The 23,870-nt window shown below is 65.5% G+C and carries 6 protein-coding genes; 2 read left to right on the top strand and 4 right to left on the bottom strand.

The annotated features are described in order from the left end of the window. Positions 1-289: 289 nt before the first annotated feature. Complete coding sequence (locus tag JQ573_RS05160) at positions 290-3,394, bottom strand: DEAD/DEAH box helicase (protein WP_212311423.1); 3,105 nt, start codon at positions 3,392-3,394, stop codon at positions 290-292. A gap of 607 nt (positions 3,395-4,001) precedes the next feature. Between JQ573_RS05160 and JQ573_RS05155 the strand changes: the two genes are divergently transcribed. Then, positions 4,002-5,975, top strand: coding sequence for a substrate-binding domain-containing protein (locus tag JQ573_RS05155; RefSeq protein ID WP_212311424.1), 1,974 nt, complete (start codon positions 4,002-4,004; stop codon positions 5,973-5,975). A gap of 115 nt (positions 5,976-6,090) precedes the next feature. On the opposite strand, the gene JQ573_RS05150 is transcribed toward JQ573_RS05155, so the two are convergent. The 3 genes from JQ573_RS05150 to JQ573_RS05140 all read right to left on the bottom strand — a co-directional run bounded on the left by JQ573_RS05150 (position 6,091) and on the right by JQ573_RS05140 (position 21,362). Beyond that, positions 6,091-6,999 (bottom strand): FkbM family methyltransferase, encoded by a 909-nt coding sequence (locus tag JQ573_RS05150; RefSeq protein ID WP_212311425.1) that lies wholly within the window; start codon positions 6,997-6,999, stop codon positions 6,091-6,093. Positions 7,000-7,167: 168 nt separating this feature from the next. Beyond that, positions 7,168-20,565: a filamentous haemagglutinin family protein gene (locus JQ573_RS05145; RefSeq protein ID WP_212311426.1), complete on the bottom strand. Its 13,398-nt coding sequence runs from the start codon at positions 20,563-20,565 to the stop codon at positions 7,168-7,170. Between the two features lie 290 nt (positions 20,566-20,855). Further along, positions 20,856-21,362 carry a hypothetical protein gene (locus JQ573_RS05140; protein ID WP_212311427.1) on the bottom strand — a complete coding sequence of 169 codons (507 nt, stop codon included), beginning with the start codon at positions 21,360-21,362 and terminating at the stop codon, positions 20,856-20,858. Positions 21,363-21,719: 357 nt separating this feature from the next. Between JQ573_RS05140 and JQ573_RS05135 the strand changes: the two genes are divergently transcribed. Then, positions 21,720-23,867 (top strand): hypothetical protein, encoded by a 2,148-nt coding sequence (locus JQ573_RS05135; RefSeq protein ID WP_212311428.1) that lies wholly within the window; start codon positions 21,720-21,722, stop codon positions 23,865-23,867. The last annotated feature ends 3 nt before the right edge of the window (positions 23,868-23,870 follow it).

The raw sequence follows: 23,870 nt of genomic DNA, 5'->3' as shown, positions 1-23,870 counted from the left end.
GATTGCTCGGAGCAGGCCGGAAGACGACGGACGGAGCGCCTCATATGTCCACTACCGGCGCTACATGTCACGGCGATGTCAGCGCACGGAATAGTCGATTTGTTCTCCGCAGACGCTACGCAGTGAAATATCTCCACTGCGCGCGTGATGCACTCACAAGGGGCGATGCGCTCCTATGCAGTCACCAGACTCGCATCTGACGAGAGTCAGGCGGCGCCGTGAAGCGCGGCGCGGTCGGTCGCATCGGAGATCGCCAACGACGAAGGCTTGGCCAGGAGTAACGCCGTACTCACTCGTCCAAGATATCCAGCAGATCATCGATCCGCTCGAACGGCGGTTCGTTTGTCTTGCCTGAATAAAAGACGCGATCGCCGTCGCGTTGTAGCGACCGTGCTCTGGATTTGGGCAGCCTCCCCGGGAGGAACGTCGCTGCGACGGCCTCCGGCCCGACGTCGAGCCTCACGATACCTCGCCGCTTGCAGTCGATCCTGAGCCTTGCCGCTGTGAAGAAATCCCGGCCGGCCGGCGGCAGCTTGCCGAAGCGGCGAGAGGTCTCTTCCTCCAGATCTTCCAGATCGTCTTCGCTTCGGCACCTCGCGACGCGGCCATAGATTTCAAGGCGCATGGATTCCGATTGCACATAACTCCGGGGCAGCAGGTCGGCGAGTGGAAGGTTGAGATCGGGCACCCACAGATCGGCGGAGCGGTCGTTCGCCTTCTCCGAAGCCTGCTTCAGAAGATGGCTGTAGAGCACCGGCCCGAAAACCTGCACGTGGCCGGATTGCCGCTCGGAAAGCAGATCTCCAGCACCTCTGAGGTCCAGATCGCGCTCGCTGATCGCGAAACCGGCGCCCGGTCTGCTGAACTCCTCGAGAACGGCCAACCGCTTGCCGGATTGCTCCGAGTTCGATTCCGTCAGCATGTACGCGAAGGCGCGCGTGCCACCGCGTCCTACCCGCCCTCTGAGCTGGTGGAGCTGTGCCAGACCAAACTTTTCCGGCCAGCAGACCACGATGGTGTTCGCCCGGGGAATGTCGAGACCGCTTTCCACGATGTTGGTCGCCAGCAACACGTCGGCCTCGCCTTCGACGAAGCTCATCATTCGATCGTCAATCTCGTCGGCCGGTAGCTTGCCATGCAGGCAAACGATGCGCAGCTCCGGGGCCACCGCCTGCACGCGCGCCAACAGCGGATCCAGATCCTGGATGCGCGGACAGATCAGGAAGCTTTGCCCGTGACGTCGCTGCTCGCGCAGCAGTGCAGCGGCAATGGCGGCGTCCGAAAGTGGCGCGATCTTGGTCACGACCGGAAGCCGATGGACCGGCGGGGATGCGATCACGCTCAGGTCCCTGAATCCGGCGAGACCTGCCGCAAGCGTGCGCGGGATCGGCGTGGCACTCATCCAAAGCGTATGGACGCTCTTCGCCAGGCCCGAAAGCTTCGCCTTCTCCGCCGCTCCGAAGTGCTGCTCTTCGTCGACAATGACCAGGCTCAGCTTGGCGAATCTCACGTCCTTCGATGCGATCGCCTGCGTGCCGACCACGATCTTCATCTTTCCGCTTCGCAGGCCTTCCTTCGTCTGCTTCAGCTCCGCAGCCGACGTCGCGCGCGACAAGCTTCCGACCTCGATGCCGAGCGGGGCAAACCGTTTGCGGAACGTTGCGACGTGCTGTCTTGCCAGAACGGTCGTCGGCACGACGACAGCAACCTGCTTGCCAGACAGGGCAACGGCCGCCGCCGCGCGCAAGGCAACCTCGGTCTTGCCAAACCCGACGTCGCCGCAGACGACCCGGTCCATCGGATGACCCGACGCAAGATCATCCAGCACGTCCCGAATCGCCTTCGCCTGGTCGACTGTCGTGAAATATGGAAAGCGCGCGACGAACCGCTCATATGCGGGACCGGGAGCGACCAGCTTGGGAGCGCGCCGGCGGCGTCGCTGCGCGATGTGTTTGGCAAGCGCCTTGGCGGCAAGTTGAATTTCCTGCTCCGCCTTGGTCCGTCGCGCCCACCACGTGCTTCCGTCCGCCTTGTCCAAGGTCAGCTTGCCGCGCTCCGCCGCATACGGCCAGATCAGCGCAAGGTCGGCGGGCGGAACGAGCATGGCATCATCCCCGGCAAATCCCAGCCTGATCATCTCGCGCGATGATCCCTTTCCCATGTCGAGGGTTTGCAAGCCATCGAGCACGGCCAGCCCGCGCGGCAGATGAACGACGACCGCGCCGCGCACCGGCACGTCGGGATGATCGAAAGCCGCACTCCAGGCTCTGGCCATGGGCTGCGGATGATGGGCCCGGCTGCCGAGCACGTCGGTCGCCGTGACGACGACAAGCGGCTTGCGGCCCGAACCGATGAAGCCGGTATCGAAGTCAGCCAGCAGCGCCGCTTCGCCACCCCGCCCCTTCGCCGCCTCGCTCCAATCTCCGACGCGCTCCGCCTTGATCCCGCTCATGCGCTCGATCGCGCGCAGGTCGTCCTCCACCGCCGCGACAAACACCAGCCGCGATCCGGCGCGCTGCGCGTCGGCGACAAATGCGCGGAGCGCCTTTCGCGACGAGGCGACCTTCGAGAAATCGGGCGTCGGGGTGAAGGCCGCCTTGCGAGGCAGCGCACTCATGCGCTTGGTCAGCCGCTTCCAGTCGACGGGGCCGAAGTAGTCGCGATCCGTCTCTCTGCGGCCGGCCGCCTCCTTGATCGTGCTCAGCCAGCTATCGGCATGACCCGCAACTCCGGCGTCCGCGATCCAGTGGGCGCGCTCACAATAATCCGGCAGCGCCGCCCGCTGTGCCCGCTTGCCTCCCAACGCAATCCGTTCCGACATCGGATCGATCAGCAGCTCCTGGGTGTCGAACACGACGTCGTGTTCGTAGGGATCGACCCCGACGATCCTGCGGATCACGCCACCGGAATGCTCGATCCTGTACGGCCCGAGGGCGCCGGCAGGAAACACTTCGAACGTCATTCCGTGGAACAGGACGCTTCCGGGATAGTCCGCCTCTTCGTCGAGATCGTATCCCAGAGATTCCAGACGATCCTTGAGATCCTGCTCGGAATAGCGCGCACCGACCTTCAGGCTGATGCTGAGGCGGCCCCAGCTCGCGGGCAGCGGCAACCGTTCCATGATCGCCTCTGCCGTCGACACCAGGAAGACCGGCTTCCTGCTCTTTGCAAGACGCCGCAACACCGAGCTCCGCCGGCCGGCGATCTCGTGCGCCGGCTCCAGCCCGTCAAACGGCAAGGTATTCAGCCTCGGGAACACCAGCACCTCGAGCGAAGGATCGAGCGAATGCAGCACGCTGCCGAGGCGCTCGGCCCTGTTCTCGCTTTCCGCAAGGAAGACGATGCCGTCGCGCCCGGACTTCTTCCATTGCTCGAGAAGATGCAGCGCCAGCATGCCGAGTGGCGAGGAGGATGAGATCCCGGAACGCGTCAATCCCTTGCTGTTCTTCTTCGCGCCAGCAGCCGCGCGGGCCTTCTTGGTATTCGCCACGTCAAATCCATCGTTATGTCGTAAAGTCCGATCGCCTGGGCACGTCAAGTCGATCGCGGCCCGCCAGCGCCCCCCGACGCCCGTGGCCAGCGCTCTCATTACAGTCTCGCACTCGCGTTGGATAGCGGCAGGTTCGGGATCAATTGCGGCATCGGGGGATGCCTCGCTCCGCGCCACCATTCTGATTGTAATCCAGCCTTCACATTGGATCGCGCCACCCGGGCCTCCGAGAATTCACCGGCCCGAAAAATCACCACAGGCCAGCTGCGCGTCGCGCCAGCTCAGATTGTCTAAGGGGTGTGAGCCACATCGGCGCCGATGCCGACGACGACGCGCAGGGCTGTTCGCTCTGCGCGGCGAACAGCTTCGATTGTCTTGAGACGTTCCTGCAAGGTCTTCTTCATCGCCGTCCCATTCACAAGCCATCGAACAAGACGTTCTGGACATCACTCGGCCGTCAGGCGGTCGCGCGGCGCTGCTGCGTCACGCAACAAAAACAGGGAAGGTTATCATGAAGACGAAATCGTTCGCCGAACGCGTGCTGGGCACGACCTCGCTGGTCGTGTTGTCGGCCGCCGCCATGATCGGAGCCCAGCAACCAGCTGCGGCCCAAACCGGCATCTACGGCGGCGGCAGCACGCTGTCGTCGCTGGCGCTGCGGCAGATCTTCGACTGCTATGCGGGCGCGACGCTGGCCAATGACGGCCAGGCGTTCTCGCCGAGCTTCTCGACCGCAACGCCGAGCCCGAACCTGCTGCCGACCAGCTGCACCATGTTCTCGACATCGGTCGAGGGCCTGTTCGCGGCCGTCGGCTCCGGCAACGGCCAGCGCGCCTACATCGCCGACGATGCGCGGCAACTGTTCCGCGGCAGCCCGGACTCCGCGCCGGCCGTGGTGCGCAAGCCCTCGGCCAAGCCGCCGTTCCGCGACACCGCCAATTCGGCCTTCAAGAGCTATCCCTATCCGCGGCTCGACTTCGCCGCCAGCGACGCGCCGCTCGCCAGCTCGATTGCAAGCCTGACCACCATCTCGTTCAGCAATTTCGTCCCGTCGACCAATTGGCAGAACACGCTGCTGATCGGCGCCCTGAGCAAATCGAACGCCAGCTTCAACACCGCGGCCGTCGGCGCGCCGATCCAGGTCCCGGCCATGGAGGTCCCGGTTGCGATTGCGGTCAACACCTCCAATTCCGCCTCGGGCGTGACCTGGACCAACCAGTCGGCGCTGTCGCCGAACAGCCAGGCCGGCGGCGCGATCCAGCTCTCGGCCGCCCAGCTCTGCGCGATCTTCTCGGCGACCGTGACGGACTGGCACGACACCTCGACGCTGATCCCCGCGCTCGACGCCAACGGCGTGCAGCAATTCCAGCACTTCTACGACGCCAACACCAACGGCTCGCTGACCCCGGTCGCCTATACCAGCGGCCGGCTGCCGATCAAGGTGGTCTACCGCGCGGATGATGCCGGCGCGAGCTTCATCCTCACCAACTACCTCGCCAACCTCTGCCCGCTGCTCGACCCGACCGGCACCTACAACTACAAGAAGATCTTCTCCGGTGTCGGCGTCGGCGGCAGCACCACCGCCAACCTGCCGTCGGGCAAATTCTCCCGCCTGCTCGACAACATCAGGGCGGTGAAGAGCTCCGACCACAGCGACCCCTATGACGTGGATGAAGACGAGGAACGTCCGGATCCGCACTGGATCAGCGCCTCGGGCAGCAACCACGAAGCGCTGAAGATCGGCACGGACCCGCGCTTCGCCGGCCGCATCGGTTATCTCAGCGCCGACTTCACGCAGCCCTATGCGCAGACCGTGACCGAGGAAATCGCCGGTACCACGATCTCCGCGGCGGCTCCGCTGTCGGCCAGTGTCCAGAACGAACGGCAGCGCCTGCTCGGCGTCTATCATCCGGGCCAGGTCGGCAGCAACGGAAGGGCACAGAACTTCGTTCCGCCGACGCCGAACAATGCCGAGCTGGCGTTCGCCAACCTGACCGCCCCGGACATTTCTAGCAGCTATGATGCCTGGAACCTGTATGCGCAGGTCTATCCCGCCGGCACCGTCGTCGGCGGCGTGACCTATGACGGCCTGTCCGTGATCGGCATCCCGCTGCAGTCGCAGGCCGACTATCCGATCACCGGCGCGAGCTTCCTCAACGCGTATAGCTGCTACGGCGACACCGCCGGGACGAGGGTGCCCGCCGTGAAGAACTGGCTTGCCTGGTTCTACGGCGGATCGGTCACCGGGCTGCCGAACTACAATCCGGCAACCTCGAACGCCGACAACCCAGGCTACGATCCGAACGTCGCCAAGGTCATCCGCAACAACGGCTTCCACGAGCTCGACGGCGTGTGGGCGACCAACGTCCTGAATGCCTACCTGACCTCGAGCGCGGCCGGCGGTTCGTCGACCGCGATCGCCGCCTACAGCACGTCGGGTACGCAGACCGACGGCTGCACGGGCGTCACCGGCGGCGCGAAGTAACACCCAATATGAGATCGTGATCCGGGACGATCCGGATCACGATTTCACGCAAGGCTCAGCAGCCGGGCTCTTGATCGGGGCCCGGCTGTTTTCTGCCGGTCTCTCAGCCGGCCTCTCAGCCGATCTTGGCGGCGGCGCGGTGCGCCGCGGCGAGCTCGAAATAGTGGCTTCCCGCATGGGGGACGATCGCAGCGCGGTTGAGCAAATGCTGGACGCAGATCGCCGCGAGATCGTAGGAGCCGTAGCAGTGATGGGCGACCAGCGCGAGATGCTTGAGCTGCTCGGGGCTCATCGCGTCGGCCTTGGTGAAATCGCGGACATAGACGGCGTCGGCCTCGACCAGCTGATTGAACGCCTCATAGGGATTGACGCCGCGCATCGGCCAGATCATGCGCTTGTCGATCGCCATCAGGGCATGGGGAATGAAGCCCTGGCTGCGCAGCTCGAGGTCGATCTCGCCGAACACCGGCTGCTGCTTGTACAGCGGGAGAAACGAGACCTCGGTCTGGACGAGGACCGCGTCTGCGAGCCGCCGCCGCCCATTCTGGAAGATCGCAAGCTCCGAGCCCTGCACGTCGATCTTGAGGTAGTCCAACGCATCGATCTCGCCGATGTCATCGAGCCGGTGGGTCGCGATCTTGCTGTCGGCGAGGATGCGGCCCCATTCGTTGAATCCCTGAAAGTGCTTCAGCATCACGGGATCGGGCTCCAGCAGGCTGGTCATGCCGGGCGCGGCACAGATGCGAAGGCGCGCTTGCTCGCCGTTGCCAATGACGTAGGGCAAATAGGTTTCGAGCTCGCTCTTGCGGGCATTCAGCTCGGCCAACGCGCTCGGCTGCGGCTCGAAGCCGAACAGCCGGCACAGCCGCTTCTGCAGCAGCGGCACATAGGGCGGGACGTCGATCGGGTTGGCGCCGATATCGACCACCGCAGTGAGGCGTTCGGGTACAAGCAGGGCGCCCAGAGCATCAGTGTCGGCAGATGACGCTGATGGCGTGGACGCGATTGATGCGGATGACGTCATGGGACCTTACAGAGAGCACGAAGTGCGTCTCTGTTCCTCTGAACGGTGAGCTGAAGGGCATTGCGTAGCCCGGATGAGCGCAGCGGGATCCGATCCGCATGCGAACCCGGGTGTCGCTTCGCTCACCCGGGCTTATGGAGATTGCCGACATGACCGCGGCAAGGACTGCTACTGCCCACCGCCGCGGCGACGGCGCTCGTCGTCGCTGCCGTTCGGCTTCTGGTTACTGCCACTGCCGCTGTTGCTCGGCGTCGCGTCATCGCCGCCGCTGCCGCCATAGCCCAAGACCTCGACAATCACGATCGAAGGCTGGTCGTTGGGCTTGTTCGGCGCCGGCTGGCCGGCCTGCTGGGTCGCAGCCGTTGCGTTGTTGGTGACCGCGGACAGCGTGGTGCTCGGCGTTGGCGTGGAGGCGAGGCCCGTCACCGTGCCGGTGGCCTGCAGGTTGAACGCGTTGAGCACGACCGGCGCGACCAGCGTGATCGCGTTGCCGCGGATGCCCGCCGCGCCGAGGTCGATGGTGCCGCGCGGCGCAACCAAAGTAACGTTGCTTTTGGTCGGATCCTGCCCGGGCAGCGTGACCAGCGCGGCGATGCCGGCGCCCGTCACCAGCCCCTGCGGGTTGATGTAGCAATAGCCGTCAACGGTGCAGATCTCGCTGAGCGCCGGGCTCGAAACATAGGTCTTCGGTCCGGCGCCGGCGCTGATGTCGCCATTGGCGGTGAACAGGCCGATGTCGCCGCCCTGCTGGGTCATGATGCGACTCTGATTGACCAGGATCGAGTCGTTGGCAAAGGCACGGATGGTGCCGCCGCCGAGTGTCAGGATGCCCTCCTGGCTCGGACTCAAGGTATCCAGCGAGGAGTGACCGACGGTGATGCCGCCGCCCGGCCCGAGGATGTTGATGTCGCCACCCATCTGGGTCTCGAGCACGGAGGCCGCGACGTTGAACCTGCCGGTCGCGATCTTCGGCGCGGCCTTGCCATCGATGCCCAGGCTGTTGTCGGTGTAGCCGTAGCCGGCCGGGAAGAGAGTGGAGATCGCGGTGTAGGCCCGTGCATTCTGTCCAAAATAGGGGCTCGCCGGATTCTTGAAGTCCTTGCCCACCTGGATCAGGAAATCGAGGAAGGCGCGGTTGACGAGCAGTTGCTGCCGCGCCGGCGACAGGCCCTGGAAGGTGGCCCAGGCCTGATCGCGCGGCTGGCCGAGGACAGCGGCGATGTCGGTGAGGAAGTCGATGCCGCCGGCGCCGGCTTGCGCCGGATCGACATAATCGGCGATTGCCGCCGCATAGTTGATGCCGGGCTTCACGCCGAACAGCAGATCGAGCTCGGCGCCCTTGGACGGCAGATACGGCTTGAGAGGATTTGTCGGCAGACCAGCGAATGCGCCGCCGACCGCGCTTCCGTTGCCGAGCGTCGCGATGCCGCGGGTCGATGTATCGGATGCCGAGAACGGACCCAGATCGTGCCCGGCCTGCAGCACGAAGGTGCCGGGACCATAGAGAAGGTAGGAGCCGCCGACGAGATCGTTACCGGCAACGATGCTGGTGATGTCGGTCGCGTTGTTGTTCTGGCCGATGAAATTAAAGCTACTGGCGCCAGACAGCGGCGTGCCGTTGCTGGTCGTCGAAACGCCGCCACCCGGGGCGATCCCCGCATAGATGTTGTTGCCCGCTTCGATCCGCGCCGGCTTGATCAGCGTCAAGCTGGCCGCGAAATTGCTTACGGGGTTGACGGCATAAATGTCCTTGCCGGCGGCGATGACGACGGGCACCGAATCGTCCGCATGCAGCGCCTGGGTCAAGTTGGCCCACGGCAGCCCGAGCGGGTTGATGGAGTTGCTGACCAACGTGGTTGAATCACTGATGGTGGTTGAGCCGATGTATCGCGCGACGCTGGGATCAAGATCGGGCATCGCAAGACCTAGTCCGAGGTCAATGGTTCCGGCCGCGACGAGGCTGACGTTGCCATTGTTGCTAGGCAGTACGTTGCTTACGTCCGTTTTGCTGAGAGTCAGATTTCCGTTGAGCGCCGTCAGTTCGAACGTGGCGGGCAGCAGCAGCCCGACAATCGAGGCGTTCGCGTCTCCTCCGAGTGCAAAACTACCACTCCCGGCATTGTGCACAAAAAGCCCGGCGATCGATCCGCCGGTCGACGAAACTGTCGGACCTGTCATGTCGCCCGTGAGGCTCGTTAGAGAAACCCCGCTGCCTGAGCCGTAGCTGGTGAAATAATTGCTCCATGCGACATTGCTATCGCTGTTTGCACCAGGCAGGTAGCGACCGGCATTTGTTTGCACCCCGGCATTGAGCGGCAGCGCAGCAGGATCGTAGACGTTGCCGAGCGTCACCGAACCACGAGCAGCCAGCGTAATGAACCCGTCCTGCACCGCCAGCAGCAAGGGTAGTGCGTAGGTGCCGGCGACGGAACTCCCGTCGTTTGTGATCCCGAGCGTCGGCAGGCCCCCGTTCAACGGATTGCTGGTCGTGGCCTGGACCGCGCCGCCCACCCGGATCAGACCCGCGCCGCGGCCGACCAGGAAATCACTGCTCAGGAGGTTGCCGCCTGCGGTCACGCTGAGATTGCCGCCGCCGTAGTACGTCACCTTGGGCGGATTGGCCGACGTGAAACCGCCGCCGACCACGAGCGTCTCCGGCAACGACGCGCCGATATCGATGATATCGGCCCCCGCGGCCAAACTGATGTTGCCGCCGCCGAGTGCGCCGAAGCCCTGGAAGAAGGTGGCATAGTTGATCCAGGCCGCGGTCTGGCAGGCGACCGAGCCCGCGGCGGCGCAAGCCGCGAACGGCGTCGACGTGCCGTTGGAGAGGCCATAGTGAATGTACCAGTCGCTCCACATCTGGCCGGTCGAAGCGCCGGTCACGCCGGTCTGGCTGCCGTCTGCGTCGATCGGCATCTCGATGCCGATGATCGATCCGCCGGCGGTCACGGTGACCGCGCCGCCGGCGCTGGCCCAGGCCGGTGCGCTGACGAGCCCGTTCGGCTGGAGGGTGTAGAGCGCAGGTACGGTCGGCGCATTGAAATCCGCCGGCGTGGCCACGGCAGCGCCAGCGGTGTAGACCGCGCCCGGCGCTACCTGATCGCGCAGTTCGACATTGCCGGCCGCCGTTATCGTGATGGAGCCGGTGCCAGTGCGTACGAGGGTCGGGATGTAGACTGTCTTGGTTCCAAGCGGCGACAGCGGGTTCAGATATGAGGTGTGGCCATCGATGGCGACGTCGCCTGTGACCGCCGGCGACTGCGATGACAAAGAAACCACGGCGTTTGGATCGGCCGACGGCGCGTTGCCCGCAAACGCCGCGCCGGCGACGATGTCGTAGGAGAAGCTCCCCTTCCCGCTCACGGCCGCCGACATCAGTTGCGACGCCGCCGTGGCGTTGTAGACGATGCCGTAGCCGCCCCCGACCGGGTTGTAGACCGATGGATTGTTCGCGATCCGGTCGGCGGGAGGGGGCGAACTTGACGACGGCAGGTAGGTGCTCCGCACCGTGTCGTAGGCCGGCGGCGGCGCCGGCGGCGTTACCGCAATCGCGGCGAGAACGCCGTTTGCGTAGTCAAGTCCGGCCGCATAGTCCATGCCGCCGCCCGCCGTGAGGATCTCGCGGGGGATATAAATGTTCAGCCTAGACTTACCGCTGTTCAGCAGGTTGGTGTTGATGACACTGAGGAAATAGGCCGTCCACTTTGACGCATAGTCTCCCGTCCGGGCGATCAGGTTGCCGTTGGGACTGATCAAGAAATTGCCGATGCCCGTTCCCAGGTTGAAATACTCCGACGATAGGGTCGGCGCGGCCGGGATCGCGTTGCGAGACGGATTCAGTCCAGCGCTACCCGGTATCGTGCTGGTGTAATCGACGAAGTCTGCATAGGACAGCACGATCCCGCCGCGTGCCGAAACGCCCGTCGACGGATTGATCCCGTTGACATTGACCCCGATCAGCTCGGTTTCGTAGGCACGGAACATCCTCAGATACTCGGAATAGTACTGATTGTATTGATCGACGACCCTCGCATCGCCGGAGGAAATGACGAACGGCTGCGCCAGCTCGAACTGTAGCCGAAGTGCGTCGTAAGCTGCCTGCGACAATCCGAAGAAGGACGCGCTGGGCGACGCCGGCGACGACGGCAGACCGGACCACGAGCCGCCGGTTTTGACCAGATAATCGGCGATTCCGCTTGAACTGTATTGCAGGACGCCGTTGCTGTTGAACATGCCGTGATAGGCGTTGTAGAGACTCGAATTGAGCTCGCTCGCGTAGAGCGCGGACGCATCTGCGCCTTGGGGAGCCTTGTAGTTGACGAAGAAGCCGTCGCTCACCGTCGCGTTGATGTTGACGTTGTTCCTCGCCTGCAGGAGCAACGTTCCCGGCTCGCCGCCGGTCGCGGTGCGATACACCAGCGAGACGTGGCCGGATGCATCGACGCTGCCTGCGCCCAGATTCCAGTTGCTGGCGACCGTGATGTTGCCCTTGTTGATGTCGAGGCTCGGATTGATCAGATCGATCTCGGGCCGCACATGCATATTGGCGAAGCTCGCTCCGCCTCCTGCCGGCGTCACGGCAAGGTTCTGCACGAAGCTCGCCAGCGTGTTCTGATAGAAGCCGACGTGATCGGCATTCGGCGCCGTCACGATGAAGATCGTACCGGTCGCCAGCGGCGCCTGCGGCGTCGGCGCCACGATCGCATTGCCGTTCTGATCGGTCGTGTTGCCGTGCTGATCGGTGCCCGGCAACGGATTGCCGGCGGCATCGAACCATCCGGCCGGATCGATGATGCCGTCGAAATGCTGCGCGCCGGTCGAGCTGTCGGTGGTGCTCCACACCGCGTAGGGATTGAGCACGACACCCTTGCCGATCGGATTGCCGCCGCCATCGACCACGCCGATGACGGTGCCGCGGAAATCGACGTTGACGGTGTTGTTGGTGAGGATCGGCGCGCGGATGATGACCGCCCCGCCGGCATTGTTGATGTTCGCGCCACCCGGGCCGCCGCTGACGTCGAACAGCGCACCCGGCGCGACGCTGATAGCGCCCGAGGTCGAGATGTTCTGGTAGCCATAGGTGGCGTTGACGCCACCGTTTGAATCGGGCGTGCCGGTGGTGCCCAGCGTGATGGTGCCGCCGGTCTGCACCAGGCTGGCGGCGGCGTAGGCCGGATCGGACGGATCGCCTGCAGCGTAGGACGCCTTGAGGACGGCGCTGCCGCCGATGCTGACGCCGCCCGTGGTCACGCCGCCTGCGGTAACGCCGGCGCCGTAGAGCGAGATCTGGCCGCCGCTCGGCCCGCTCGCATCGATGGTGCCGTTGACGACCACGCTGCCATTATTGGCAACCAGCAGCACCTTGCCGGAGTTGAGCGTCTGGCCAGCCTCGATGCGGATGTCGCCGGTGCCGAGCCGCACCGAGAAGCCGCCGCTGAATGCCGCGAGCGGCAGGCCGGCCGCCCCGCCGAGGCTTCCTGCCTGCAAGGTGAAACTGCCGCCGAGGTCCTTGAACGCGGCGCTGCCGTCGAGCGCGCCGTCGAGCGACGCGGCGTTCGCAGCCAGGATCGACAACGATCCTGCAAAGCCGCGGCCTGCCCCGGCGACGCTGACGGTGGCGCCCTGCCCGACGATCACATTGCCGGTGGTCGACGCGAGTTGCACATTGCCGCCCGGCGCGTCCTGGACCACGTCGAGGATCGTGATGCGCGAGCCGGACGCATCGATGAGAGCGCCGCTACCCAGCACAACGTCGCCCGCGGTCGCGGTCAGGCTGACCTTGCCGGACAGCGCCTGGATCGTCGCGCTGTCCGTGATCGACCCGCCCGCGACAGCGAGAACGCCGCCGATATTGCTGGCGACGCTGGCGGGCCTGGTGCCCGCGCCGGTGATCAGACTGACATTGCCCAGCGTGCTCAGCGATTGCGTCGCGCCGCTGTTGACGACGAATGCCGGCGCGGACAGCACCATGTTCGCGGCGGCAGCGCCGCCGCCCGAGAACGTCACCGTCGGCAGGCTCGAATAGCCGGTACCGGCATTGATCAGCGTCACTCCGGTGACGGCGCCGCCGGACACGGTGGCTGTCGCCGTCGTGCCGGATCCGCTGATCTTGATGGTCGGGGTGCCCAGGTAACCGTCACCCGGATTGGTCAGATTGATTCCCGTCACATTGACGACGGCCTGCGCCGTCGTCGCCACGCCGCCCCCGCCGTTCGCGAAGGAGAAGGTCGGCATACTGGTGTAACCGGAGCCCGGATTGGTGACGGACACGCCGACCACGCCCAGCGCCGCGGTCAACTGGGCGCCGCCGTCCCCGGTGGCGCTATCGACGGAGATGGAGTCGACAAAGCCGGGGAAGCCGGAACCGGACGAGGTGAGCTTGATGCCGGTGACCGCACCGTTGGCATTGACGATGGCCGTACCGGTCGCCGTGACCGGGTTGCCATTATTGTCGGTTCCGGACACCGTGACCAGATCGCCATTGCTGTAGCCCGAACCGCCGCTGACAACGGCAAAGCTGACCACGCCAAGCAACGCGGCGGCTTGGGCGCCGGATCCGCCGCCGCCCGAGATGGTCACGTCCGGGATGCTGGTATAGCCGGTGCCGGGGTTCGCGATCGTTACTCCGCCGATATCGAACAGCAGCGCCGCAGCCGCAACCGATCCTGTATCGAGCGTGCCGTTGCCGCTGAATGCAATCGCCCTGCCGGCGTTGAAATAAATCTGGCTGAAGCCACCAAGGTGCTTGGTGCCAACGTCCTCGGTGATGACCTGCGAAGCATTGAGCGTGAGGATGCCGCCGGCGCCGGTGATGCCCGTGCCGGTCGCGCCACTGGTGTTGGCGAGATCGATGTTGGTGGCATTGACGGTGGTGTTGCCACCCTGGCTGTAGAGCCCGGCGCTGTCGAAGGTCAGCGTGCCGATCGGATGCGCGGCATCGCCGATCTGCAGTCCGTTGGCGTCGTACAGGTTGATCACGGTCGCGCTGCGCAGCCGGACCGAGACCGCATCGTTGAAATTCGCCAGCACCGCGGGATTCAGCACAATGCCGGTGCTGCCGCCGCCGATGTTGATGACCGATCCGGCGATGTCATAGTTCCTGGCGTTCAGGATGGCGTTGGAGGCGAGCGTGCCGCTGCCGCTGGTGTCGAGCGTCAGCGCATTGCCGCCGTCGATGACCGCGCCGGCGCCGATCGAGAAGGCGCCTAGCGGTGTCTGGCTGCTCGGCGGCGGACCGTTGCCCGCATATTGCCCGGGGACATAAATCCGGCTGACCTTCACCGTCGAGCCGTTCGAGACGCGCAGCAGCGCGCCGTCGCCGCTGGCGAAGACATAGCTGCCGTCGGACTGTTTGACCGGAAGCGCGCCGATCGTGATGTCACGGTCGGTACCGCCCGGCACTGCGCCGATTGCCCTGACAACGCTGCCGTCACCGATGACAAGACCCCTGCCGGTAACGAGATTTCCATCACCGGCAAGCGAGACAAGGAGCAGCTCGGGCCCGGTCAACGGATGCGCCGCGTCGGTCAGGACCTCAAGATTGAGCGCGCTGGCGGTGATGTTCTGCACGCCATCGACGACCTGCGCGGTGCCGCCGATCAACACCGATGACGCCCCGAGGCGGCTGATCTGATCGGCATCGAGCACGAGGTAGTTGACCGAACCGGTGCAGCCCGGCGCGCTTCCGGCAAGGCAATCGCCCACCGGCACCGCCTGGTCGGCGGCGCGGATCAGGATGTTGCTACCGCCGATCTGCACCTGGCCGCCGCCGCCGACGAGGCCCGGCGCGAGATCGCTGGTGCCCGGCGCGAAGCGGTTGGTGCCGGCAAGGTCGAGCGAGTTGATGGCGCCGAGCACCAGTACACCGCCGTCGATCGGCAGCGGCGGCGGCGCCTTGCCCGCGGCGAGCGCCTGGTTGCGGAAGAACGTCGTGCCGGAGGTGATGTCGATGCGGGAGTATCGCGACCACACCGCTTGCGACTGCAACTGGAACACGGCCGATTGCGACGAACGCGCGCCGGTCAACGTATTGCCGAGTGTGCCGGCGATATATTGCGAGCCGTCAGCGCTGAAGGTGCTCGCGACCGCATTCGGATTGACGTTGTTGGCAACCTGGACCACGCGGTAGGCGCCGGGCAGCGTTGCATACATTCCCGGCAGCAGCGTGTAGCTGCCGGCTGGGATGCCGCTGCCGCCGCCGATAGTCACCGACTGGCCCGGTGCGATCCCGTTCGCGAACGGCTGCCTGGCACCGGCTGCGGCCGTGGCGTTGGCACCGGCCGGAATCACCAGGCCAGAATAATATGGAGCGAAGGCAAGATTGGAATCGTAGGCTGCAACAGTCGCCGAATAGGTCGGCACCAGGGCGTAGACCTGGCGACCGTCAGCGTAGGTCGATGTGATGCTGCCGTTGGCAAGGTTCTGCTGGTAGGTCGCGAGCACGTTGCGGCTGCCGCCGGTGCCTGCGACAAACTCGGTCGCATAGACATCACCACCGCCGTTGAGATCGAGAACGGCGCCGGATTGGGTCGCCACATCGGTGCCGAACAGGCTGATCGATTTGCTGGGCGGCGCGGCGAGCACCGGCGGCACGATGGCTGTGCTGATGTTATTGCCCTCGTACCAGGTGGTGCCGTCGATGGTGTAGCCGTCGGGGATCACAAGGCCCGCCGCCGAGACCGAGGTCAGGCTGCCCGCGGTCAACTTCACGCTCCCCGTCGACGCTAATGCCTGTTGGGTAAAGTCGACGCCAGTCGCGTTCTTGATCGCGCGGCCGATCTGAGTCGGGAGGTCGCTGGCCGTCCGCAAGCCCAGGATGATGTTGCCAAGCGGCGCCCAGAGCGTGCCGCCCTGCACGATAGTCTGCGCGCTCACCACGATGCTTCCGCCGGCCGAGAGCGGTGCCGTCGGCACACCGTTCTGTGCAATGGTGACGGTACTGGCGGAGAGTGACGTGCCGGTCGACATCAACAGGAAGGCGGTGTTGCTGACCGGATAGATTTCGGCCGCACGCAGCGTGAGATTGCCCGGAACGGCCAGCGCGCCGCCAAAGATCGTCTCTCCTGAGCCTGGACCGCCGTCGACAAAGCCATAGTAGTTCGGCAGCAACCGGATGGCGCCGGCACTTGTGAAGTTCGCGTCGCCGACATTGTCGAGCCCAATGCCGCGCTCGAGGTCGATCCATTGCGCCGTCACGTTCAATACGCCGGCGCCGGCGGCCGGCACGATCGATCCGAGGGCGCCGGTGCCGCCGACCACACGGACATAGCCGGCGTTGAGATTGACGACGGATGCATCCGCAATCGCAAAACGCCCGTTGCGCGCATAAAGGGTCAGCGCGCCGGGGATCGCGACATTGAGCGAGCCGTCGAACGCAATGGTTCGACCATTGAGCGTCACGGAATCGAAGCCGCTGTTGCTCAGCGTATCGGCCCCAATGAATGCGCCCGGTGTGGCCGTCGCGCCCGAAGCCGGCAGGTTCGTTGCGACCACGCCTGGCTGCTCCACCACGATGCTGTCCGGCGTCGGCGGGGCTCCAATCGCATTGTTGTTGATGACGCCAATGGTCAGGCTGCCGCCGGCTGCAAGCGGCGCGCCGCCGGCCGCATCGACGGTGCCGGCAAAATAGACCGTCGTGCCGGAGAGCAGCAGACTGCCGCCGTTGCTCCAGGCTGCCTGCCCGACGAAGTGCGGTCCGAAACCGCTCTGTGGCACCTGGATCAGGTTGCTTTCCGCGGTCACGGCTGCGCCCTTCAGATTGAACTGCGCGCCCGGCTCCGCCACCACGGTGGTGGCCAACAGCGAGATGGTGCCGCCATCGCGCACCGTGCCGGTGGAATAGGTTTTCACCTGCGGATTGGGCACGAATACGCCACTCACATCGAGCGTGGCGGTGGCGCCGATGCGCACTACGGAGCCCGCAGCGGCGATGCTGCCAGCGGTGATGCTACCTGCGGGCACAACGATGCTGCCGAGAATGTCGGCCGTCCCAATCGGACTGAGCGTGACCGTGGCCAGCGGATCGGTGACGATGGCAGCGCCGCGATCAACCAGCACATTCGTTCCGCCCAGCGTCAGGCTGACCGGCTTGCGCAGGCCGTCCGGCAGCAGTCCCAACGATGCGAAGTCGCGCACCCGCGCGCCGGTCGGAATCTGCACCTCGCGGCCCGAGAGCAGGGCGGTCGGCTGCCGTTGCAGCAGCAGCTGCGTGCCAGCGGTGATCGTGGTGCCACCATAGGCGTCGGTCAAAGTGTATTGAGAGAAGCTGCCGCTGGTGAAGAACGAGGGCGGCAGAACGAGCTGGCCGGCCTTCGCGTCCGATACTGCGAAGCCCGGCACCGGAATTCTGGTATTGTTTGCGATGGCGTTGGCCGTCGCGCCGGAAGCATATGACGTAACGTCCGCGGTCGCGCCGTCGACCACAATGGTCGATGCCTGCAGCGTCAGCGTCCCACCGCCGTCGAAGCCGCCCGCGTAGATCGTGCCCCCGAGCAGCACATTGGCCTGATCGGGATGGTTGACGGTGCCGTCAGGATTGGTTCCATGCGGAGGAACGTTGAAGCCGGAATCGCCGTCTTGGTTACCGGGATGACCGGAAAAGGTGCCGGTGTAGAGGGAGAGTGTCAAACTGCCACCCTTCCCGACCGGCAGGCCATCGGACCCGATCTTCACTTTCCCGGTCGTATCGACATAACCGCCGCCCGACAGGTCGATCACGCTTCCGGGCAAGAGCACAATGCTCTGGGTGACGTCGATGAACGCGCCGTCACCTCTGACCGGCCCGTTGCTGGCAGCAATCGTCGAGATACTCACGCTGCCGCCGTTGACGTAGGCGCGCCCCTCGAGCTGATCCGCCGACAGGCCGCTGTCGTTAACCCAACGACCGCGTACGTCGAGCACTGCATGTGGTCCGATGACCAGGGCCGGAACCGGCGGCTGCGCTGGCTGCTTCTGCGTGGGATAGGTGAAGCCGGTGAGGCTGATCTGCCCGGCCGGTGCGCTGAGTGTACCGTCGATGGTGACGACGTTGTCGAGCGTGATGCTGCCGCCGGGCCGCACCGACAGAACGGCGTTCGTCGCCATGTCGAGCCGCTGCGCACCCTTGATCGAGACGGCACCCAGCGATGAATTGGAGAGCACGTCGGTGAACATCGGAAATAGGCCGTTGGCAAGCCCGGGCGACCAGTTCGCCGCGTTGGCGAAGCTCAGGCCGCTGAGGCCGTACGGATCCGGCCCGGCATCCGCCTGCGACGTAAGCACCACGTTGTTCTGGTTGCCGGTCCCAGTCTGAGCCGTGAAAGTGATGCTCAGCGACGCGCCCTTCGGCATCTGGTCGGCGGGCGAGAGATTCGACGAGCCCGCCAGCGCGCGCTGGCGGCTGCCCGCCACCACATTGCCGATGATGTCATTGACGATCGGATTGATGGCCGCGACGGTGACCGAGCCGGCATTGGCGCCGGTGACGTAGCTCGCCTCATAGTGCGTATTGCTGCCGCCGCCCCATGGACTGAGATAGATTTCGGTCAGCTTCGTATCGACGACGCCGTTGACCTTGTGCAGCACCGTGAAGCCACTGCCGACGCCGACATAGGCGATGGTGGGATCGGCGCGGCCGATGTCGTAGATGCGCCCGTCGGCACCGAGCAAGCGGGTGGTGCTGATCATGCCGCCGGTGTACTGCACGTAGCCGGCCGACACGTTGATGCTCGCGCCCGGCTGCTGCACGACATTCTTTCCCGACGTCGTGAAATTGCCGCCGACGGTGAGGATCTGGTCGATGCTCTGCGGGATCAGGCCGACATAGCCGGCCGCGTTGAGCAGCGGCGAGCCGACCCACTGCACGCCGTCGGCGCGCGTGCCGCTGAGCCGCGCATCGATGGTGACGGTCTTGCCGATCAGGGCCTGGGCGAGCGGACTGTCGGCCACCTCGGCCGCGGTGACGAGGATGCTGATCTGGTTGATCGACATCGGCAGCGTCACGCCGGCGATACCGGAGAGATCGACGGTGCTGCCCTTCTCAAGCAGGACCGTGCCGTTAACACTGTCGGCGCCGATCGTCAGCGCGGCGCCGGGCGCCTTGATCAAGGCACCGGCGCCGCCCGCGCCGCTGCCCTGCACGTCGACACTGCCCACCGCCGTGATATTGATCTGCGGCTGCAGCACCGTCTGGAAATACGGCGCGTTGCGGACGCCGTTCGCCGACGTCGGTGTATTGAGCGTCGCGGTCGGCAGGGTTCCGCTGGTCTCATCCGGCAGGATCGACGTGAGGCTTGCCGCCCCCAGCACGATATTGCCATCGGTTCCGGGTAAGCATGCGCCCTGCCCGCAGACCGTCGTCAATTTGATTGAGCCGGTGCGCGTGGTCGCGGTGCTGGCGACGATGGCCCCGAGCTGGTTGATCGACCCGCCGGCCAGCGTGACTGCGCCGGAGTTCGACACCAGCAGCCCGGAGGCCTGGTTGGTGACCACCCCGGAGCCGGACGGTAGCGGGTTGACGGCGGCGTTGCCGGTTGTGCCAACGACGACCTGCATCGCCGTCTGAGTGCCGACGGCTGTCGACAGCGGCGTTGCCAAGGTGACGGAAGCGTCCGAAGCAAGGATGATCTGGCCATTCCTGGTGTTGATCGCACCGGCGTTGCTGACGCCGCCGTCAGCGAGCAACGCCACATAACCGCCGTCGCCATTCGCGCTCAGCTTGCCCGTCGTGTCGATGGTCGCGCCAGGCTGGACTATGACCTTTCCACCATTGCCCTGGTTGAAGATCGTGGCTCCCGACGCAGCGTTGGCAGGAACACCGGCGGTCAACGGGTCGCCCAACAGCGAGAACAGTCCGCTCTGCAGATAAACCTGATAGTTGCTGCCGCTCAGCTTGGACGGAAGGTCCAGCGTCGATGCGATCAGGGTGTGAACGTTGATCTGGCTGGTGCCGCCGAAGATGATGCCGTTCTGGTTGATCAGATAGACCGCACCATCGGCCCTGATCGATCCCAGTATCTGGCTCGGCACGCCGGTCGATGCGATCTTGTTCAGCGCCGCCCAGTTCGCGTTGCCCTGCTGGTTGAAATTGACTGTGGTGTCCCTGCCGACGTTGAACGACTGCCAGTTCAACACCGCCCGGGCCTGGGTCTGGTTGATATTGACCGTGGTCTGGCTGCCGCTGCTGGTCTGCGTCGGCGTGTTGGCGCCGACCCAGTTGGTGACGGGATTAGCGACGCCGGACGCGGCGAGACCGGTGTTCGGCACCAGGCCGCCCGCATTGAGACCGTTGGGCACCGTGCTCGGCGCGTTCGCTGCAAGCCCGCGCGCGACGCTCTGGGCCGCCTGCAATGCCTGGATCGCCTGCGCGGCCCGCGTCATCGACGCTTGCGAGTTCTGCGCGGCCTGCTGCGCCTGCTGTGCGGCTGCCTGCGCCGCGCTGACCGCCGCCTGCGTGGCCGCGGTGCTGACGCCACCCCACGTGCCGAACGGGCGCGCTGCCGCGGGCGAGCCCATTGCGATCGCGATCGAACTTACACCTGCGAGCAACAGGCCACGGCGCGAGGTCGAGCGAGGGAGCGAATGCATGCGGGCCTTCCAATGCAGCAGGCGATGCGAACGATCGTGACGCAACAAGGCACCGGCCAGCCTGCAACCAGTTGGCCCGATGCCGACAACTCGATGAAAGGCGCGCAACTCAACCGGCGCAGCCGCCCCCAAGCGGACACGCCCGACAGTTCGGGACGCCTCTCCTGTTTCTAAGACAGTTTGAGAGGGGCTAACGCGAAGCGATTTCGCAAAAAAGTTTTAACCCTGCGGTGGAACTCAACCTCGGCGCGAACAGGCAATTCACCGAGCAGGCCAAAAACAGCGCCGCGTCAATTGGTTGGCGCTGCTGTCTTGGTCTGCCGGATCGGCCGCTCGGCAGGCTTCGGGGGCTTCGCCGCACCGGTGAACAAGGCGAAATCCACCGAGCGCTCGCCCTGTTTGAGCACAAGCCGGCGCGGCTCGATCCGCTCGACCTTCCAGCCGCTCACGTCGTCCCCCGTGCGGACACGCAGCACCTTGTCGCCCTTGCTCGCCGCCCGAATCGCGGCGTGACCGTCGCCGTTCTCGCTAACGATGCCGAGCACCACCACGCTCGGCGGCGGCGGTGGCGGTGGCGGCGGTTCCTGCCGCGCCACCGGCGCGACCGGCTTCGCAGGCGGCCGCCGTGCGGCCGAGAACAGCGGCTTGTCCCTGGTCGCACTCAGCTGTTGCAGCGGCTGGAGCTCCACCGGATTGTCGGCGACGACCTCGCCACCTGCTGGAACTTCCGCAGCGCGCGCAAACGACGCGCAAAGACAAAGCACAGCGACCATCAACGACTGCAATGCGATCGACATCTGCCGGCTGTCCATTTGTCTGCGTGTAGTTGCGTGCGTCTATGTGCACCAGCGTCGACGGATCGTCATCCGCGCGTGCAACTATCAACCTGCGCCAGCAGCGTGCGTGTTGCAAGCCTTCTCGTTGCACGCGGCGCGCAAGGTGTCGCGCATCGCAGCGTGTATGCGTCAAATCTGTGAAGATGAATCACAGCCGGGCATTGTCGCCATGCACGTCGCGCGAGAGCTGTTGTAACGACGGCGTCATCCAAGCCGCTCACACTCCAAGCGTGCAGTAGACGGCATCCAGCCGACGCTGCGGCTTCCGTCGACACCAAGATCGTCGAGACGAAACACCGGTATCAAAGACGTGGCGTCATGCGTTCGAGTCGCATCCGTGCCGGCCTCATGCCGCTGCTGCTCGGCGCCCTGTTCCTGGCGCTGGATTGCATTGTGACGTGCAGCACCGGGGCCGGACAGGCGCTCGCCGCGTGCGAGCTGCGCTCGCGCGGCGGTGTGATCAAGCGCGTCGTGCAGATCGAGCTCGACAACGTTCACCTGCGCCGCGACAATCCGAACGTTCCGTCGGACCTCGAGCAGATGCCACATTTGCGCGATTTCATCACGCGCGACGGAATCATCGGGAGCAATCACCAGACCTCGCCGCTGGCCCAGACAGCCACGGACGCGCTCACGATCCTGACCGGTTTGCATGGCGACCGCATGGGCGTGCCGATCGGCGACAGCAGCGCTGCGTTCCGCAGCGACGGCAGCGTTGGCTTCGCCAGCGCCTTCGCCTACTGGACCGCGAACAGCAGCGACGGCAAGCCGCTGATGCTGGCCGACACCGGCAAGACCGTGCCCGCGCCCTGGGTGCCGTTCACCGCCGCCGGCTGCGACGTCGGCGCGTTCGCAACGACAGGTCTGACGCTGCAGGAGATCGGCCCCGAAATCGCGGCCACGCTCGGCGCGTCCGAACTGCGCGCTGCGGCCGGCGATCCGATCAAAGCGCACGCCGATCTGCTCGGCATCGCCATCCATTGCGCCCGCGGCAGTGCATTGTGCAGCAACGCCAATGCGCGTCCCGATCTGCTGCCCGATGAGCCGGGCGGCTACGCCGGCTTCAGCGCGTTGTTCGGAAACCGCAATGTGCAGCCGGTGATCTCGCCGGACGGCCCGGTCAAGGATCTTGGCGGCGACATCATCGACGACGACGCAGGCCACCCCGGCTTTCCCGGCGCGTCGGAGACAACGGCCGCCCAATCGCTCGGCTATGCCGCGGCGATGCTGGAGGCCGGCGTCCCGGTGATCTATGTCGGAATCGGCAATGCGCACCGGCCGGCCGCCGCGCGCCGGCGCGCCCTCGGCCCCGGCGAACGTGACCATGTCGCAAGGCTCGCGGCCGACGATGCGGCCTTCAAGGCCTTTATCGACCGGCTCGCGGCAAGCGGGATCTCCACGCGCAACACGCTGTTCGTCGTGGTGCCCACAGGCAACGACCGCTTTGTCGGCGGGCCACCCAGCCCGCCGGCGTGCGATGGCGTCGCGGTGCCGTGCAGCTACGGGCCGACCGGCGCGATTAGCATCGCCATCGATCGGCTGCTCGCGACCGAGCGGCGCAACGTCACCGCATTCAATGTTCAAGCCGGCAACACGCCGCCGTTCTACATTCGCGGCAATCCGCTATCCACCGATCCGCTGACGCGCACGCTCGCGCAGGACGTCGGCAAGCTTGGCATCGTCAACCCGGTCACCGGCAAGAGCGATCGCCTGACATCGATGGTCGCGGACCGCGCCCAGATGCAGCTCATGCACATGGTCACGGCAAGCCCCGCGCGCACCCCGCATGTCCTGATGTTCGCCGATCCCGACTACATCATCCGGACGGCCGCCAGCCGCGCCGATTGCGCACAGCCGCCGGCCTGCATTGCGGTCAATTCCGACACGGCGTGGGTGCGCGGCGACATCGCGCAGATTCTCGGTGGCAGCTGGTTCGGCATGGCCGGACCGGGCATAGCTCACCGTGGCGAGACACCGGACATCCTCTCGCACCACGCGGACCTGCGGCCCACCATGCTGGCATTGCTGGGCCTGATCGACCGCTACATCCACGACGGCGTCGTGCTTGTGGATGCGCTCGAAGCGAACGCGCTGCCAGCGGAGCTCGCAATCGATCGCGAGACCTACAGGGATCTGGCGCGCGCCGCCAAGACGATCAACGATCCGCTCGGCCAACTCGGACGCAACGGCCTTGCCCTTGCGACCCAAGCCATCAAGGGCGGCGACGTCGGCTATCAGCGCTATCTCGACACGATCGGCGCGATCACTGCGAGACGAGGCGCCCTGACACGCGAGATCAACACGCAACTCGATGGCGCGGCTTTCGGGCATCGACCGCTCAATCCGCCTTACGCCCGCGCACTGATCGGTCGCGCCGAGGCGCTGGTCAACGAGGTCGAGGATCTCGCCGGCAGCAGCCTGGCTCCTGCCGATCGTCCCTGGAAGGCAGCAAGCGATGCGCATTGACAA

The sequence above is a fragment of the Bradyrhizobium sp. AUGA SZCCT0105 genome (genome assembly GCF_018129565.1).
Classification (GTDB): Bacteria; Pseudomonadota; Alphaproteobacteria; order Rhizobiales; family Xanthobacteraceae; genus Bradyrhizobium.
Note: the sequence above shows the minus strand (reverse complement) of the source record. Positions and strands in the feature narration are given on the sequence as shown.